Origin of the sequence: Vibrio sp. Isolate23 (assembly GCF_022398095.1) — a bacterium.
In the GTDB taxonomy this organism is placed as follows: domain Bacteria; phylum Pseudomonadota; class Gammaproteobacteria; order Enterobacterales; family Vibrionaceae; genus Vibrio; species Vibrio coralliilyticus_A.
On the sequence record NZ_JAKEUV010000006.1, the window covers coordinates 1 to 16,485 of the forward strand.

Annotated in this window: 12 protein-coding genes, 1 tRNA gene and 1 rRNA gene; 7 read left to right on the top strand and 7 right to left on the bottom strand. The window is 46.1% G+C overall.

All coding sequences use genetic code 11. The features are described from left to right. Positions 1-25: 25 nt before the first annotated feature. A 5S ribosomal RNA gene (gene rrf / locus L1D31_RS14850) occupies positions 26-141 on the top strand. A gap of 70 nt (positions 142-211) precedes the next feature. Then, positions 212-302, top strand: a tRNA-Ser gene (locus L1D31_RS14855). Positions 303-502: 200 nt separating this feature from the next. Here the strand turns inward: L1D31_RS14855 and add are convergent. The 5 genes from add to glnA form a co-directional block, all read right to left on the bottom strand. Further along, positions 503-1,507 carry an adenosine deaminase gene (add, locus tag L1D31_RS14860; protein ID WP_239837864.1) on the bottom strand — a complete coding sequence of 335 codons (1,005 nt, stop codon included), beginning with the start codon at positions 1,505-1,507 and terminating at the stop codon, positions 503-505. Between the two features lie 98 nt (positions 1,508-1,605). Then, positions 1,606-4,146, bottom strand: a complete 2,541-nt coding sequence (locus L1D31_RS14865; protein ID WP_239837865.1) for an EAL domain-containing protein — start codon at positions 4,144-4,146, stop codon at positions 1,606-1,608. A gap of 155 nt (positions 4,147-4,301) precedes the next feature. Further along, the gene (glnG, locus tag L1D31_RS14870) at positions 4,302-5,705 is read right to left on the bottom strand and encodes a nitrogen regulation protein NR(I) (RefSeq protein WP_239837866.1); all 1,404 of its coding nucleotides are present in this window, start codon (positions 5,703-5,705) and stop codon (positions 4,302-4,304) included. A gap of 39 nt (positions 5,706-5,744) precedes the next feature. Beyond that, positions 5,745-6,791: a nitrogen regulation protein NR(II) gene (gene glnL, locus L1D31_RS14875; protein WP_019276616.1), complete on the bottom strand. Its 1,047-nt coding sequence runs from the start codon at positions 6,789-6,791 to the stop codon at positions 5,745-5,747. 289 nt (positions 6,792-7,080) lie between these two features. Continuing rightward, positions 7,081-8,490 carry a glutamate--ammonia ligase gene (gene glnA, locus L1D31_RS14880; protein ID WP_006957232.1) on the bottom strand — a complete coding sequence of 470 codons (1,410 nt, stop codon included), beginning with the start codon at positions 8,488-8,490 and terminating at the stop codon, positions 7,081-7,083. Between the two features lie 489 nt (positions 8,491-8,979). On the opposite strand from glnA, the gene typA reads away from it, so the two are divergent. Together typA and L1D31_RS14890 are read left to right on the top strand one after the other, a co-directional pair. Beyond that, positions 8,980-10,809: a translational GTPase TypA gene (gene typA, locus L1D31_RS14885; protein ID WP_239837867.1), complete on the top strand. Its 1,830-nt coding sequence runs from the start codon at positions 8,980-8,982 to the stop codon at positions 10,807-10,809. An 80-nt stretch (positions 10,810-10,889) separates the two neighbouring features. Then, positions 10,890-11,432 (top strand): AAA family ATPase, encoded by a 543-nt coding sequence (locus L1D31_RS14890; RefSeq protein WP_239837868.1) that lies wholly within the window; start codon positions 10,890-10,892, stop codon positions 11,430-11,432. Between the two features lie 31 nt (positions 11,433-11,463). On the opposite strand, the gene L1D31_RS14895 is transcribed toward L1D31_RS14890, so the two are convergent. Further along, positions 11,464-12,105, bottom strand: a complete 642-nt coding sequence (locus L1D31_RS14895) for a DUF2959 domain-containing protein (RefSeq protein ID WP_239837869.1) — start codon at positions 12,103-12,105, stop codon at positions 11,464-11,466. 62 nt (positions 12,106-12,167) lie between these two features. Between L1D31_RS14895 and L1D31_RS14900 the strand changes: the two genes are divergently transcribed. From L1D31_RS14900 to L1D31_RS14910, 3 genes are read left to right on the top strand one after another with little or no spacing between them, the layout of a single operon-like run. Next, a complete protein-coding gene (locus tag L1D31_RS14900) occupies positions 12,168-13,082 on the top strand; it encodes a virulence factor BrkB family protein (protein ID WP_239837870.1) in 915 nt (304 codons plus the stop codon). Beyond that, on the top strand, positions 13,054-13,488 hold the full coding sequence (gene dtd / locus L1D31_RS14905) for a D-aminoacyl-tRNA deacylase (protein ID WP_006957227.1): 435 nt from the start codon (positions 13,054-13,056) through the stop codon (positions 13,486-13,488). The genes L1D31_RS14900 and dtd overlap by 29 nt, the downstream gene beginning before the upstream one ends. 57 nt (positions 13,489-13,545) lie before the next feature. Next, complete coding sequence (locus tag L1D31_RS14910; RefSeq protein ID WP_239837871.1) at positions 13,546-14,487, top strand: bifunctional GNAT family N-acetyltransferase/hotdog fold thioesterase; 942 nt, start codon at positions 13,546-13,548, stop codon at positions 14,485-14,487. Here the strand turns inward: L1D31_RS14910 and L1D31_RS14915 are convergent. Beyond that, entirely contained in the window at positions 14,439-16,397 is a 1,959-nt protein-coding gene (locus L1D31_RS14915) for an AsmA family protein (protein WP_239837872.1), read from the bottom strand. The genes L1D31_RS14910 and L1D31_RS14915 overlap by 49 nt on opposite strands. Positions 16,398-16,485 lie beyond the last annotated feature (88 nt).

The following is a 16,485-nucleotide window of genomic DNA, read 5'->3' on the forward strand; positions in this document are numbered from 1 at the left end:
ACAGCTTTCCGAATTAAAGAATTTGCTTGGCGACCATAGCGTTGTGGACCCACCTGACTCCATGCCGAACTCAGAAGTGAAACGCAATAGCGCCGATGGTAGTGTGGGGCTTCCCCATGTGAGAGTAGGACATCGCCAGGCTTTAAATATCGTTATTCGTTTAAACGGGTAACAACATCATCAGTGTACTAATCTGACGATGACAATTTGTGGAGAGATGGCTGAGTGGTTGAAAGCACCGGTCTTGAAAACCGGCATACGTTAATAGCGTATCTAGGGTTCAAATCCCTATCTCTCCGCCACTATTAAAAAGCCCGTTGCTAGCGCAACGGGCTTTTTGCATTCCAAGAATTAAAAATACATTATCCTGATACATACTGTTTCTCAACAAAGAGTAGCCTCTGGAGGCGCAAACACTGAGTACTGCACCCTCTATATCTTGCTTCTGAAGATACAAAAAAGCCGACATTTAATGTCGGCTAAATAAAAGCGAGTAAAAAGATTAAGCGCGGTTGGTGACTTTATCCTTAAGTTCTTTCTTCTCTGCATCTGAGATGAATGCCAGCTCTAATCCGTTGATCTGTGTCTGACGAATTTCATCTTGTGATAGACCGGCTTGAGGCGCTGCTACTTCGTATTCGTATGGTAGCTCAATGCCTTCTACCGCTGGATCATCAGTATTTAGACAGGCTAGCACGCCGTGATCCAGGAATTGTTTAATAGGGTGGTTGGCTAGTGACTCTACCGTACTTGTCTGGAAGTTAGAGGTTAGGCATGACTCAATACCAATGCGGTTTTCTGCTAGGTAATCCATTAGCTTAGGGTCGTGAATAGCTTTGACTCCATGACCAATACGAGTGGCTCCCAGCTCTTGAATTGCTTGCCACATGCTTTCGGCACCAGCAGCTTCACCAGCATGAACTGTCACATTCAGACCCGCATCTTTAACTTGAGTGAAGTGTTTAACAAAGCGATCGCCAGGCTGACCCAATTCATCTCCAGCTAAGTCAACAGCAACGATTTTATCTCTTTGAGTCAGAATCGCATCTAATTCTTGCTGACAAGCGTCAGTACCAAAGGTACGGCTCATAATACCAATCAGGTTCGCTTTGATACCAAAATCACGTATACCAGCTTCCACGCCATCAACAACCGCTTCGACCACGCCTGCAACAGGCAGTTTGTGTTTCATTGCCATGTAATATGGAGAGAAGCGTAGCTCCGCATAATCGATCTGTGCATTCAGTGCGTCTTCAACGTTTTCGTAAGCAACGCGGCGACAGGCATCTAGGTCACCAAGAACTGCCACTCCCCAATCGAGCTTTGAAAGGAAGGCTACCAAAGATGGTTCTGCTTCAACTATCTGTACATGCGGAGTGAGTGATTCGACATCATACGCTGGAAGTGCGACGCCAAACTGTTGACCAAGCTCTAAGATTGTCTTGGTGCGGATATTTCCGTCAAGGTGACGGTGCAAGTCTGTAAGTGGTAAGTTCTTGGTTATCATTATTGTAATTCCAGTTGTCTGAATTGCACTAAGTATAAGAATCAATGCCAGAAGTGTCAGTAAGCATTGCGCGTAAAACCGACTAATAGTGCTGATATTTATTTCATGTTCACTAGATCTGTTGGCCACTCTTCGAACGGTACCGGGTGGCTAAATAAGAATCCTTGACCTTGTGGGCAGTTAAGAGAGACGAGCATTTGTGCCTGCTCTGCGGTTTCGATGCCTTCAGCGACAAGATCAACTTTCATTCCTTGAGTCATGTTGATGATGGCAGCGACAATGGAAGTATCGAGGTGCTCTTTTTCCATTTTCTGGACGAAAGTGCGATCGATTTTGAGGCAATCAAAGGGCAGCTTGTGTAGATATGCCAATGAGCTGTATCCAGTACCAAAGTCGTCGATAGCAATGTGAATACCAAGGTCACGTATTGATTGCATGTTATGAATAATCACCGGATCATTATCCACAATACGCGACTCTGTGATTTCCAACGTCAAGTTGTCGGCATTCAAACCTGATGACGTAAGTATTGAACGCAGTGATTCCCCTAAACCGGGGTTAGAGAGCTGTTTCACTGATAAATTGACATGGAGGTGAAAATTCTTATCCCATTTGCCTTCTTCTATCCCTTTCACGGTATCTTCACAGGCCTGAGTAAGTATTTGCTCACCGATTGAGCCAATTAAGCCACTCTCTTCTGCGATAGGAATGAAGTCCAGCGGGGATATCAAGCCAGAGGTAGGAGATAGCCAGCGAGCCAGTGCTTCCGCGCCAATTACCTCGCCCGTGTTGAGATTGACGATTGGCTGATAAAATGGCACAAACTCATTATGTTCTAGAGCATCCTTAATTTTGGCTTGCATCAGCGTGCGTTTGCGCGAAATATCGGCCATTTCAGGCTTGTAGTGACTGACCTGATTGAGGTCTTGCTTGGCGGTACTTAAGGCTATACTACCGTTGCGCAGCCATAGCGTCATATTGTTGTGTTCGCTCTCGGTTACAACACCGATCGATATACTGACCACCACACTTTCCTGTTCCATGACGAAAGGTGCGGCAAACATTTGTTGAATTCTATGTGTAGCAAATGTGATTTGCTCACTATTGAGATGGTCAGTGAAGTAGATTGCAAACTCATCCCCACCAATTCTGGCCATGTAGCAATCTTCATCAAACAGGGTTTTAAGTCTTTCTGCGATAATAACGAGTAGTTGATCTCCCTTGTAATGACCTAAGCTATCGTTAATATCACGAAATTTGTTGATCCCAATAAGCAGCAAGCAGCCATTCATTTTTGGCAATCCATCACAGGTATCGATAAAGCCTTCTCGGCTATAGAGTTTAGTCAGCGAATCAAATAACAATTGAGAGCGAAGGGCACGAAAAGACACTTTGAGGTTGTTGGCCATTTCGTTAAAGGCGAACACTAACATGTTGGTTTCATAGATATACCCAGGTTTTGGCATGGTGCTATCCCAGTCACCTTTAGCCAAATGCTTGGCCGCAGCGGCTGTAGAAGTAATTGGTGTCACTATGCGATTAAAAGCGACTAGACCAATCACGATGCCGATAAAGCTGGCAATGACACCAATGATCCAACTGTCTCTTTGACTTTCGGGCAATTGACCAAGTAGATCGGATTCAGATATAGCGACGCCGATGTACCACTTGAGGCCGAATTCATCGGTATAGGGTGTAATGTGATTGAAATAGCGTTTTCCATTAACATCCAAGCTGAAACGATTGGTTTTTGGCGAGGAATGGAATTGGTGATTAAATGCATGTTCTGCACTTTTTTTGACGATGGGATTTGAGCTTTCTGTTGCGAGTAGACGTTGGCCTTTATCACTTAATGGCGTTCCCCAAGAGACCACATTTCCCCCAGTTGAGTGAGCAACGAGCCTGCGTTCTTGATCAAATAGATAAATTGCTGCGCTGGTTTTTTCTTGTTGTTTCTTTAGGAACGTGTTGAAAGTGCCAATTTTGATATCGGCAACTACGACCCCTTGAAAACGTTGTTGCTGAAATACCGGAGTTAAGGCTGACAGGGTAATCTCTTGACGTTCATCGGCATTAGCATAAATTGACGACCACATAGGGACGCGACTTTTTGCAACTGGCGCATACCAAGGGCGAATACGAGGATCATAGCCTTCAAAGACTGAACGAATATCGTCACTGACAACTTGTCCTCGGTATATAACCAATTTTTGTTCTGTGCGATCATCTTGAATCATCAAGGTGTAATTTTGGTTGGCTTCTTTGCGAAAACCAATGTATTCGGCGCCTTCGCCACCGAAGCCAATCACATCAAGTTGAGGGATTGAACGATACAAGTCATGGAAGCTAGTGAGAAGAAATTTCTCAATCACAGAGGTGTTCCCTTTCTCGTACAATTGGTTGAAGCCTATGTTATGGCTGAGGGATAAACTGGCCTGAAATGGTCGACTCAAAAAGTTATCTAGCTCTAGAGTGACGTTATCGGTGAGCGCAGTCAGTTGCTTGTCACTGATGTCCAAGACCATTTCTTCATAACTGCGCTTTTGCACAGTGACGATAACGCCAATTGTAAAGAGAAAAATCATTACAAAAGGGAGAACGACTGCGGTTCTTAATGTGATTTGCGTAGTTGACGACATGCTGTCCTTAAATACTTGAAACTAAAATCCGTATAGCAGGTTTGAGTCTGCAAGCAAACAGCCATAGTGCACTGGTGCTGACCCATAAAGCCCTAAAATGCTTACCAATTGTACAATGCGACAGGCTTTATGGAATACATTAATTGAGCTAGGTATTAATAAAGCTCTTTTAGTTTTCGGGTTAACGTGTTTCTTCCCCAACCGAGAACTTTGGCTGCATCTTGCTTGTGGCCGTTGGTATGCTCTAAGGCTGCTTCCAAAAGTATACGTTCAAATTCAGGAAGTGCGTAGGTCAGCAATTCGGTATCCCCTTGAGAGAGAGACTGTCTTGCCCAGCTAGAAAGCTGCTGCTGCCAGCTCACATCTGTATCGAAGTGAGCGTTGGATTTCTCTTCCAATAATTCAGCTGGGAGATCGGCTGGGAGGATTTCACTCCCGCTTGCCATCACAGTGAGCCAGCGACAGATGTTCTCCAATTGCCTGACATTGCCCGGCCAGTTAAGCCTATTGAGTGCTTCAATTGCAGAAGGGTGAAGCGTTTTGACATCCACCCCCAGCTCCTCTGCGGCCAAGGCAAGAAAATGCAGAGTGAGTTTTTCAATGTCTTGTTTGCGCTCACGCAATGCTGGAATTTGAATACGTATAACGTTTAGGCGATGAAATAGATCTTCACGAAAATCGCCTTGATGCACTAATCTCTCTAGGTTTTGGTGAGTCGCTGCGACAATTCGGACATCCACTTTGATCGGAGAGTGACCACCAACGCGATAAAACTGGCCATCAGCAAGTACCCGTAGTAATCGAGTTTGAATGTCGAGTGGCATGTCACCAATTTCATCAAGGAACAATGTGCCCCCGTTCGCTTGTTCAAAGCGCCCTTGTCGGATGCTATTGGCTCCCGTAAATGCCCCTTTTTCATGACCAAACAATTCAGACTCAATCAGGTCCTTGGGTATTGCCGCCATGTTAAGAGCAATAAATGGTTTGCTGGCCCTCGGGCTGTGTCGGTGTAGTGCATGAGCGACCAATTCTTTACCCGTTCCTGATTCACCGTTAATCAGGACTGAAATGGATGAACGAGATAACCGACCTATCGCACGAAAGACTTCCTGCATCGCAGGGGCTTCACCAATGATCTCTGGTGTATTGTAATCATTGGAATCTGAACTCGCTTGGTCGCGCTTTTGCTCCTGACTGTGAGCAATAGCACGTTCTACTAGTGTGAGCGTTTCATCGACATCAAAGGGCTTTGGCAGGTATTCAAATGCGCCTTTTTGATAGGCATTGACCGCGGCATCCAGATCAGAGTGTGCCGTCATTATGATCACAGGTAAGTCTGGTGAGCGTTCGTTAACTTGTTTGAGGAGCTCTATACCGTCGATGCCCGGCATACGAATGTCGGAGACCAGTACGTCCGGTGTTTCGCGTTCCAGCGCCATTAGAACGCTTTCTGCATCAGAAAATGTATCGCACTTAATATTTGCTGATGAAAGGGTTTTCTCCATGACCCAGCGGATAGAGCTGTCATCATCTACTACCCAAACGTATCCTTTACTCATAACAAACTTATCCTTTCAGCAATGCCACTAACGTAAAACTCAAATTGGCAGATATATGGTGAATGTGGTTCTGCCTGGCCAGCTTTCGACATCAATTTTGCCCTGATGCTGGTCTATCAGGTTCTGAGCAATGGATAAGCCCAGCCCTGTACCGCCTTCTCTTCCGCTGACCATCGGATAGAAAAGGGTGTCTTGTAATTCTGCGGGGATGCCCGGTCCGTTGTCGATGATCTCCACCCGCGCCGCTAATTTGCAGCGCTGACCGTGAATATTGGTTTGATGCACCGTTCTGGTGCGAATGATGATATTGCCATTGTTCTGCTTTTGCAGAATTTGACCTGCATTACTGACAATATTCAAAAGCGCTTGCTCAATCTGATCCGAATCCATTAAAAACTCTGGCAAGCTCGGGTCGTAATCGCGCTCAATCGTCACGGATTGAGCAACTTCTAGCTCAACTAACTGGCGTACCTTCTCCAGAATCAGATGAAGGTTTTCCTGTTGTTTTTTGCCAGGCTTTTGTGGGCCAAGCAGGCGATCGACTAAGGAGCGTAATCGGTCTGCCTGTTCGATGATGATCTGGGTGTATTCCGTCAGAGATTGGTCGGGCAGCATGCGTTCAAGTAACTGAGCCGCGCCGCGTAGCCCACCCAGCGGGTTCTTTATCTCATGAGCGAGCCCGCGTACCAGTAGCTTGGCGGCTTGCTGTTGAGCGTGTTGATTGAGCTCTTGCGACAAACGACGTTGCTGACCAATTTTGCGCATTTCGACCAGCAGCATGAGTTCCTTCTGCCAAGAGATTGGGCTGACGGTGACTTCAAGCATTAAGGGTTTGCCATCGACCACAAAAGTCACGTCGCTATCGGTGATGCTCTGACCGCTTTGTAGCGGTTGAGACAACAAGGCTAAGTCCATAGAAGCGTGTTGAATGAGCTTGGACAATGGCTGGTCAACGATGCGTTTAGCGCTCTGTGAAAACAGCTGCTCTGCGGCTGGATTGGCGTAACGAACCTGAAGCGATTCGTTCATGATCAGCACAGAGGTGACCTGATGATTGAGTATTATGTTATCGAGTTCGCTGCTCACTGTCGTCCCTCATCCTTGACCTTAAAATGTGCAATGCACCAATTTGGTGCGGTTACATTCCAAGTATGGCGCAATAACTCATGCAGAAGAAGTGAAAAGTCCATATATCACAGGCTTTTCAGTATCCTTGTCGTTAATTGCACCGTTATGAACTGTAACAATGCAATAAGCTTGCCGTGCATAAGATATTGAATAGAAAAGATTTGAAGTGAATTTTATTGATATGTAAGACATAAAAAAGGCTCACCAAAAAGGTGAGCCTCGAAGGAAGGGTTAATCGATCGAGCGATTACACTGAGTAGTAAAGTTCGAACTCAAGTGGGTGAGTCGTCATGTTTACTTGCTCAACGTCCTGAGACTTAAGGCCGATGTAAGAATCGATGAAGTCGTCAGAGAACACGCCGCCAGCTGTTAGGAACTCACGGTCTGCATCTAGTGAATCTAGTGCATCTTTCAGTGAGTAAGCAACCGTTGGGATTTCAGCTGCTTCTTCCGCTGGTAGGTCGTATAAATCTTTATCCATTGCTTCACCTGGGTGAATCTTGTTCTTAATACCGTCAAGACCAGCCATTAGCATTGCTGCGAAACATAGGTATGGGTTAGCTGATGGATCACCGAAGCGAACTTCGATACGACGTGCTTTCGGGCTTGGTACCACAGGGATACGAATAGAAGCACTACGGTTACGAGCAGAGTAAGCCAGCATTACAGGCGCTTCGAAGCCAGGAACTAGACGCTTGTATGAGTTAGTGGCTGCGTTAGCGAATGCGTTGATTGCGCGAGCGTGCTTGATGATACCACCGATGTAGTAAAGGGCTGTTTCAGACAGGCCGCCGTACTTGTCACCTGCGAACAGGTTAACGCCATCTTTAGCTAGAGATTGGTGAACGTGCATACCAGAGCCGTTGTCACCAACTAGTGGTTTAGGCATGAAGGTCGCTGTCTTACCAAATGCGTGAGCAACGTTATGAACCACGTATTTGTAGATTTGGATTTCGTCTGCTTTTGAAGTCAGTGTATTGAAACGAGTCGCGATTTCGTTCTGACCTGCAGTCGCTACTTCGTGGTGGTGAGCTTCTACAACTAGACCCATTTCTTCCATGATTAGACACATAGCAGAACGGATGTCTTGAGATGAATCGACAGGAGCCACTGGGAAGTAACCACCTTTCACGCCTGGACGGTGGCCTTTATTGCCTTCTTCGTAATCAGAACCTGTGTTCCATGCAGCTTCTACGTCGTCGATCTTAAAGAAAGAGCCTGACATATCAGTCGCGAACTTCACGTCGTCGAATAGGAAGAATTCTGGCTCAGGACCGATAAGCACGGTATCTGCAACACCTGTTGAGCGCATGTAATCTTCAGCACGCTTGGCGATAGAGCGAGGGTCGCGATCGTAGCCTTGCATAGTTGCAGGCTCAAGGATGTCACAACGGATGTTCAGTGTTGCATCTTCTGTGAATGGGTCAAGTACAGCGGATGATGCGTCTGGCATCATAACCATGTCTGACTCGTTGATGCCTTTCCAGCCAGCAACTGAAGAACCATCGAACATCTTACCTTCTTCGAAGAAGTCTGCATCGATCTGGTGAGCAGGAATTGATATGTGCTGCTCTTTACCTTTTGTATCGGTAAAGCGTAGGTCAACAAACTTAACTTCGTTTTCTTGGATCAGCGATAGAACGTTTTCAACTGACATCTTGGATAACCTCCAGTGTTATTAAAGCGGTGTTAGCTCGATTGATGAACAAATCCAGCATTGATTAATTTCATTTCAATCGTATTAATCGATGCTGATATCAATAAAGCCAAAACCATGCCAAAAAAATTATTCCATTAATTTCAATAAATTAGTGGTTTTGGTATCAGTTTGGTGCACCAGCTTGCACCAAAATGATCTTTAGTTGCACTTTGTTGGTGCAAATATCTTGAAGTGCACCAATATGAAACAAAAGCGTATTCCATTCAGCCGCCATTCGCTACCTATGTCAATGCACAATTTTGCATATTCAGAGCGATATTGTGTTCGATCAAAGCATATTCTTCAGAAAACCAACGTATCAGATCACATATTTCTGGGTTTTTCGCTAAAATCTGGTACATTATGGCCGTTTTTTTAATCAAGTAAGCTCGCTTCATTCATCGACCATGTTTGAAGCGAGCTTCTACTATCGAGTGAATCAAATCCATGGCTACTCCACAGATTGATAAATTGAGAAATATCGCGATCATCGCGCACGTTGACCACGGTAAAACAACACTGGTTGATAAACTGCTACAGCAATCAGGCACTTTAGAGTCTCGCGGTGAAGCTGAAGAGCGAGTCATGGACTCGAACGACATCGAAAAAGAGCGCGGCATTACCATTCTTGCTAAAAACACAGCAATTAACTGGAATGACTACCGCATCAACATCGTAGATACTCCGGGACACGCGGACTTCGGTGGTGAAGTTGAGCGTATCATGTCAATGGTAGACTCAGTGCTACTGATCGTTGACGCTGTTGATGGCCCTATGCCTCAAACGCGCTTCGTAACACAAAAAGCATTTGCTCACGGTCTTAAGCCAATTGTTGTTATCAACAAGATTGACCGTCCTGGCGCTCGTCCTGATTGGGTTATGGATCAAGTATTCGACCTATTCGACAACCTAGGTGCCACTGACGAACAGCTAGACTTCAAAGTGGTTTACGCATCAGCGCTTAACGGTTGGGCTTCTCTAGAAGAAGGCGAAACTGGCGAAGATATGGAACCGCTATTCGAAACCATCGTTGAAGAAGTGACAGCACCGCAAGTTGACCTAGACGGTCCACTACAGATGCAAGTTTCTCAGCTAGATTACAGCTCTTACGTTGGTGTTATCGGTGTTGCTCGTGTCACTCGTGGTAGCGTTAAGCCTAACCAACAGGTTACTGTTATCGGTGCGGACGGTAAGACTCGCAACGGTAAAGTGGGCACAGTAATGGGCTACCTAGGTCTTGAACGTCACGAAGTCGATCAAGCTAACGCAGGTGACATCGTTGCAATCACAGGTCTTGGTGAGTTGAAAATCTCCGATACTATCTGTGGACAAAACCAAGTTGAAGCGTTACCAGCACTTTCTGTTGATGAGCCAACGGTAACCATGACGTTCCAAGTAAACACGTCTCCGTTTGCTGGTAAAGAAGGTAAGTTCGTAACGTCACGTAACATCCTTGAGCGTCTAGAAAAAGAGCTAGTACACAACGTAGCACTGCGCGTTGAGCAACTCGATGATCCAGACAAATTCCGCGTATCAGGCCGTGGTGAACTTCACCTATCTATCCTGATCGAAAATATGCGTCGTGAAGGCTTCGAGCTAGCGGTATCTCGTCCTGAAGTTATCATCAAAGAAGAAGATGGTCAGCTAATGGAACCGTACGAAACGGTAACTATCGATGTGATGGAAGAGCACCAAGGCGGCATCATGGAGAACATCGGCCTACGTAAAGGTGAGCTGACTGACATGTCTCCAGATGGCAAAGGTCGTGTACGTATGGACTTCATCATGCCTTCTCGTGGTCTGATTGGTTTCCAAACTGAATTCATGACGCTAACATCGGGTTCTGGTCTTCTTTACCACACATTCGATCACTACGGTCCACACAAAGGCGGCGAGATCGGTCAGCGTATCAACGGTGTATTAATCTCTAACGGTATGGGTAAAGCGCTAACCAACGCGCTATTCAACCTACAAGAGCGTGGCCGTATGTTCATCGGTCATGGTGTTGAAGTTTACGAAGGTATGGTTGTTGGTATCCACAGTCGTGACAACGACCTAACGGTTAACGTACTGAAAGGTAAGCAGCTAACCAACGTTCGTGCATCAGGTACTGATGATGCGCAGGTTCTTACTCCGCCAATCATCATGACGCTTGAGCAAGCACTTGAGTTCATCGATGATGACGAGCTAGTAGAAGTAACGCCTGAAAGTATCCGTATCCGTAAGAAGTTCCTAACGGAAAGTGATCGTAAGCGTGAAGCGCGTAACGCTAAGTAATTTTACTTAATCGTTATTTAAGCTTTAAAGCCCTGAGTTGATATCAACTCAGGGCTTTTTGTTATTACAGAGCAGTAAAAATGAAACCCATTATCGTTACTGGTGGTCCGGGGGCGGGTAAAACGACCTTAATTGAAGCGTTAGCTGAATATGGTTATGCCACTTTTTCTGAAGGATCACGTACGTTGATTGAGCAGCAGAGCCAACAACCAGAAGGGGTATTGCCTTGGACTGATCTGCCTGAGTTTGCCCGTTTATGCTTAGAGCTGATGGTGGAGCAAAAACTCACCGCTCAGCAATCGCAAGTCGCTTTTATGGATCGGGCTATTGCTGATATTGTTGCCTATCTTAAAGTGGATGGCTGTAAAGTGGAGCAAGAGTTTCTAGCTCAAAGTGCTGGGTACCATAGTCAGGTGTTGAGTTGTCGACCTGAAGCCTCGATTTACGTTCAAGATGATGTGCGTCCTCATAGCTTTGAAGAGGCCATCGACATTCACGACATGCTAGTTAAAACCTATTCTGAGCTGGGTTATCAAGTGATAGAAGTGCCATGGGGAACCGTAAAAGAACGGGTAGCCTTTATTCGTCAGGTCACTGGTTTAGTGACTGAGGTGACAAACTAACACCTCCTCACATGGAGGAGGTGTGAAAGGGCTACTTTTGATTGAGCTTTTTCAGGAACTTATCTGATTCTGCGATCGCTGCATTCATGTCGTTGATCGCGTACTGGATATCTTGTTCTAAACTTGCGAATTCGCCTTGCAAAGACCCAATCGCACTCGCATTAAGGTTGTGCTTCAAGTAAAGCGTATTGTCACGCAATGTATTGAGCACTGGCGTCATTTTATCTTCTGCACGCTTCATTGCACTTAACATCGCCTTGTATGAACGCTGTGTTTCTTTCAGTTTCTGCTCACTGGTGCGACGAAGTTTGTCGCTGGTATAGAGATCCAGTTCGCTTTGCCATTCTGTAAAGAGTGCGTCTGATACGTCTTCAATTGCGGCAATGCGATCACTCACTTCTTGCGCGGCTTGCTCGCTGTCTTGGTATTTAGCGTTGATTTTATTGTAGACGGCTTCTAGTTCACCACCGTTGAAGTTGGTCAGTGTCGACAGTGCTTCTAGTGCGCTGGTGAATTCTTGCTGGGCTTCTTGTTGTGACTGCTTGGCATCTTCAACACGATCTACCATGATATCGCGTTTGTGATAGCCTACTTGTTCCATAGCTGAGTAATAGGCAGATTGGCAGCCCGAAAGGGCAAAAATGGAGAGCATCAGCACCAGTAAGTACGGCATGAACGTGTCCTTTCCTTTAAAATGATGATGTTAGGATGGCGTAGTTGATAAGGAGATACAAGTTGAATATCGAACAACTGAGTAAGCAGAGCCTAAATTTCGGGCGCTATCTGTTCATTCGCATGGGACATGACAGAGTAAACGTTAATGCGGGGTATTTGGCTTACATTACCTTATTGTCGATCGTACCTATGTTGACGGTGTTGCTGTCAGTACTGTCTTCTTTTTCTGTCTTTGCCAATGCCGGTGACGTGATTCAAGATTTTGTTATTACTCATTTTGTTCCCGCAGCAGGGGACGCAGTTAAATTGGCTTTGTTTGAGTTTGTTGCCAACACTGGAAAGATGACCGCTGTAGGTGGTTTGTTCTTGTTTATTGCAGCGTTAATGTTGATTTCTAACATCGATAAAAATCTTAATTATATCTGGCGAGTACAACGTAAGCGCCGAGCGGTGTTCTCCTTTTCTATGTATTGGATGGTACTGACACTTGGTCCCATTTTGGTCGGTGCGAGTATCGCTACAACGTCTTATGTGACGTCCCTTAAAATTCTTGACAGCGAAGCCATTTCTGGCGCTTACGATTTGCTACTGCGTTGGCTGCCTTTCTTATTGTCCTTTTTTGCTTTTATGGGCTTGTATCTCTTAGTGCCAAACAAGAAGGTCTATGTGTCTCATGCGGTAGTGGGGGCTATTGTTGCGGCATTGTTGTTTGAGGCAAGTAAAAAAGGTTTTGCCGCTTACATTACTCAATTTCCTTCCTACCAGTTAATTTATGGCGCGCTGGCCGCGATTCCAATTCTGTTTGTCTGGGTTTACCTCTGTTGGTTGATTGTTTTGATTGGTGCTGAGGTTACGGCGGCATTAGGTGAGCGAGAGCAGTGGAGTGATGACCAAGAAATGGTACACTCGACGGAAACGATTAAACAGCAGCAAGAAGGAAAAAGCAGTGATAGCGCTGATCCAAAGAGTAAGTGAAGCCGCAGTGCGCGTTGATGGTGAAGTGGTTGGTGAAATCGACCAAGGTCTACTTGTTCTACTTGGTGTAGAAAAGGACGATGATGAAGCTAAAGCTAAGCGATTGATGGAACGTGTGACCACTTACCGAGTATTTGGTGACGATGAAGGCAAGATGAACCTCAACGTGAAACAGGTCGAAGGTAAAGTGCTGGTGGTTTCCCAATTTACCTTGCCTGCCGATACCAATAAAGGTACCCGTGCTGGCTTCTCCCGTGGAGCGCATCCAGCGGATGCTGAGCGTTTATACGATTACTTCGCTGACCAGTGCTCGCAAGTGCTGCCGACAGAGCGAGGGCGCTTCGCTGCTGATATGAAAGTATCACTGGTTAATGACGGCCCAGTAACCTTCTGGTTACAGGTATAATTATAAAGATAGGCTAGAGGGGAAGCGCCAAGTGTGTTTCCATGGAAAAGGAATTTTATGTTTAAGCTGATCACGCCAAAAACAGATAACCAACTCAATAAGTATTACCACTTTCGCTGGCAAATGCTGCGCGAACCTTGGCGCATGCCGTTAGGCTCTGAGCGTGATGAATACGATCCTATGAGCCACCATCGCATGATTGTCGATGGTCGTGGTCGACCTATGGCTATCGGCCGCCTTTACATTACTCCAGACAGCGAAGCGCAAATTCGTTACATGGCGGTGAAAGGCAATCGTCGTAGCAAAGGCATGGGCTCGCTGGTGCTGGTGGCTCTGGAGTCGCTTGCTCGACAGGAAGGGGCTAAGCGTCTGGTGTGTAATGCGCGTGAGGATGCCATTTCTTTCTACGAAAAGAACGGTTTTGAGCGCCGCGGTGAATTAACGGATGAGCGTGGCCCAGTGCGTCACCAGCAGATGGTCAAAAAGCTCGACCCGATGGCTAACGTACTACGTAAGCCTGAGTGGTGTACAGAGCTGCAAGAGCGCTGGGAGCATCAAATCCCTATCAGCGACAAGATGGGCATCAAGATCAATCAGTATACCGGCTATCAATTTGAGTGTTGTTCTCAACTCAATCCGAACTTAAACCCACATAATACGATGTTTGCGGGCTCAGCGTTTACTCTTGCGACATTGACGGGGTGGGGGATGACATGGCTGCTGATGAAAGAGCGAGGTTTGAGTGGTGATATTGTGCTGGCTGATAGCCAGATCCGTTATCGTCACCCAGTGACTCAAAACCCGGTTGCTTCAACGTCTTTGGATGGAATCAGTGGCGACTTAGACCGCCTTGCCTCAGGCCGAAAGGCACGTATTGTCATTCATGTCACTATTCACAGTGGTGATACGGAAGCAGTAGAGTTTATCGGCACTTATATGCTGCTACCGAATTATAAATCGATGTTGGATTTGCCTGCGTCTTCATCTTCAGAAGAATGATTTTCTTCGCTGGCGGGTAAGGTAGATTCGACCTGCTCGCCACACACATCCTCAATTATATTGGTACGAGTGAATATATCGGACCACAATCTTTGGCAGTGATGCTTACTGGTAAAAATGAGTGTGCCAAATTGAGGTTTAGTCAGATCAATTTGTCCGGCAAGCTCTGCGCTTTCCCCCTCTGAAGAGACTTTAATTCGACCACGATCAACGTCAACTGTCACTTTATCAAGGGGCCAAAGCTGGAGGTGATTGATTGCTCCATCCACGGTTTTCGCTTCCAAGGCACCATCATGCAGATAAGCATTGATTGAACCTGTTAAGCTGTGCGCCAGCATGGCGTAGTCACCTGAGAGCCCACTCAGTTCCAATTCGACTTCTGCTAGGCCCGCCAGTTTAAATGGCAGCTGTGCTTGCAGAAGTGGTTGATTGACCTGAAACCCATCGGTATGTAATGAAAGCTGCCAAGGCGCACTGGCTGATTGCCTTTGCCATTGTCCGCTTGCTTCAATATAGCCCTGATCCAACGGCACGAACGCGCGTTGTAAAGTAATGTCACCCTGTTGTGCAGTGGCGGTTAGTAAGGCTTGTGTCGTCATCAGTTGCTCAATGCTGGCGTTGTTAACACTGACTTCTAGATGACCGTTGTGCAATCCTACCTGATTTTTATAAATCAAGGTGAGATTCTCTCCTTCGATATTCAAACCGGACACTTGCCAATAGGGTGAGCGTTCTACTTGTATCAGTTGTGCATTTTCGATGTCGAGATCAGCGATACTCAATGAGTGAAGTGGCTTCGACACATCGGAGAGTGTGCGGAGAAGCTGGTTTGTTTGTTCTAGCCATTTTACTCCGGAAACCTTGAGTTGACTCAAGGCTACTTTGTTTGGTGTGATCTTGCCGTTGAACTGGATTCTTCCTTGTTTGAAATCGGCATCAAACTCATCTACAGCGATTTGGTTGGCACTCAAGCCTAACCTTGCTGTCGGCGAAATGAGGCGAATTTGTTCGAAATCGGCACTTTCAGCATCAAAGGAGATGTAGCCATTCTCCTGTAACCAAAGCGGACGGTCGAGATAGAGATTTTCGAGGGATGCATCGAGCTGATTAAATTGCCAGCCTGCATAGTGGATGTTGCTGCTGAGAAGATCGAGGCTATTTATGTGGTACACCGGTAGATTGAGAGATTTCAAGCGCGAGAGCAATTTTTCTGCTGAGGTGCTTGACGGCATTTCAAGCTTATTGACGGTGACATTGATCAATGACCAGCCTTGAGAAAATTGTTCAGCTTGACCTGAGATGTCAGCGCCGTGCCATTGGAAAGAGGCGCCATAGATGGTGCTGTTTTGGGCTTGATATTGAGCGTCGATCAGCAGGTTATCTAGAGCTTCTCCTTTAATATAAAGCTGTTGGGCGGAAAGCTGAACATCCCCATAGGGTAAGTATTGCTGTGCACTGCTCCATTGAGGTTGTGTGACTTGAAGGTTGACATCGCGGGCAGACCAGCCGGGAGCGGTGATATCGACGTGTTGTAGAGCCAGCTGTTCTAAGTTAACCGATTGTAGCAAGGGCGAATTGAAATCAGTCAGGTCGACAGTGGCCCCCTCAATCAAAACTGAATCCAAGCTGGCTTTATTGTTTTTCCACAGCGATGGGCTTAGCCAAAGTGTCAGTTTAGGAATGTGCAGTGCGTTTGATTCAGCACCGATTTCAACATCTTCAAATGTCAGTTGATACGGAGGTGTGTAGGATGCGCGTTGAGTAGTGATGGTATAGGGGGTTAGATTTTGTAGCATCCCGTTGACTACTTGGCTCGCATAGCTGGTGTTGAGCAGAACGAACAGGGCCAGTAGCGGTAAGCTGATCAGGCTGACAATTGCAATGGCAGTTAGCAGCAATGCTTTCTTCAAAATCTCGACCTTTCCTCTAAGTAATGTTGCTAGCTTGGAACATTTTTTCTTTTCAGGCAACAAAAAGCCCCTCCTAAGAGGGGCTTAG

Coding starts and splice junctions, on each gene's coding strand:
- add (WP_239837864.1), bottom strand. CDS start 1,507: ATGATAACCAAGAACTTACCACTTACAGACTTGCACCGTCACCTTGAC.
- L1D31_RS14865 (WP_239837865.1), bottom strand. CDS start 4,146: ATGTCGTCAACTACGCAAATCACATTAAGAACCGCAGTCGTTCTCCCT.
- glnG (WP_239837866.1), bottom strand. CDS start 5,705: ATGAGTAAAGGATACGTTTGGGTAGTAGATGATGACAGCTCTATCCGC.
- glnA (WP_006957232.1), bottom strand. CDS start 8,490: ATGTCAGTTGAAAACGTTCTATCGCTGATCCAAGAAAACGAAGTTAAG.
- typA (WP_239837867.1), top strand. CDS start 8,980: ATGGCTACTCCACAGATTGATAAATTGAGAAATATCGCGATCATCGCG.
- L1D31_RS14890 (WP_239837868.1), top strand. CDS start 10,890: ATGAAACCCATTATCGTTACTGGTGGTCCGGGGGCGGGTAAAACGACC.
- L1D31_RS14895 (WP_239837869.1), bottom strand. CDS start 12,105: ATGCCGTACTTACTGGTGCTGATGCTCTCCATTTTTGCCCTTTCGGGC.
- L1D31_RS14910 (WP_239837871.1), top strand. CDS start 13,546: ATGTTTAAGCTGATCACGCCAAAAACAGATAACCAACTCAATAAGTAT.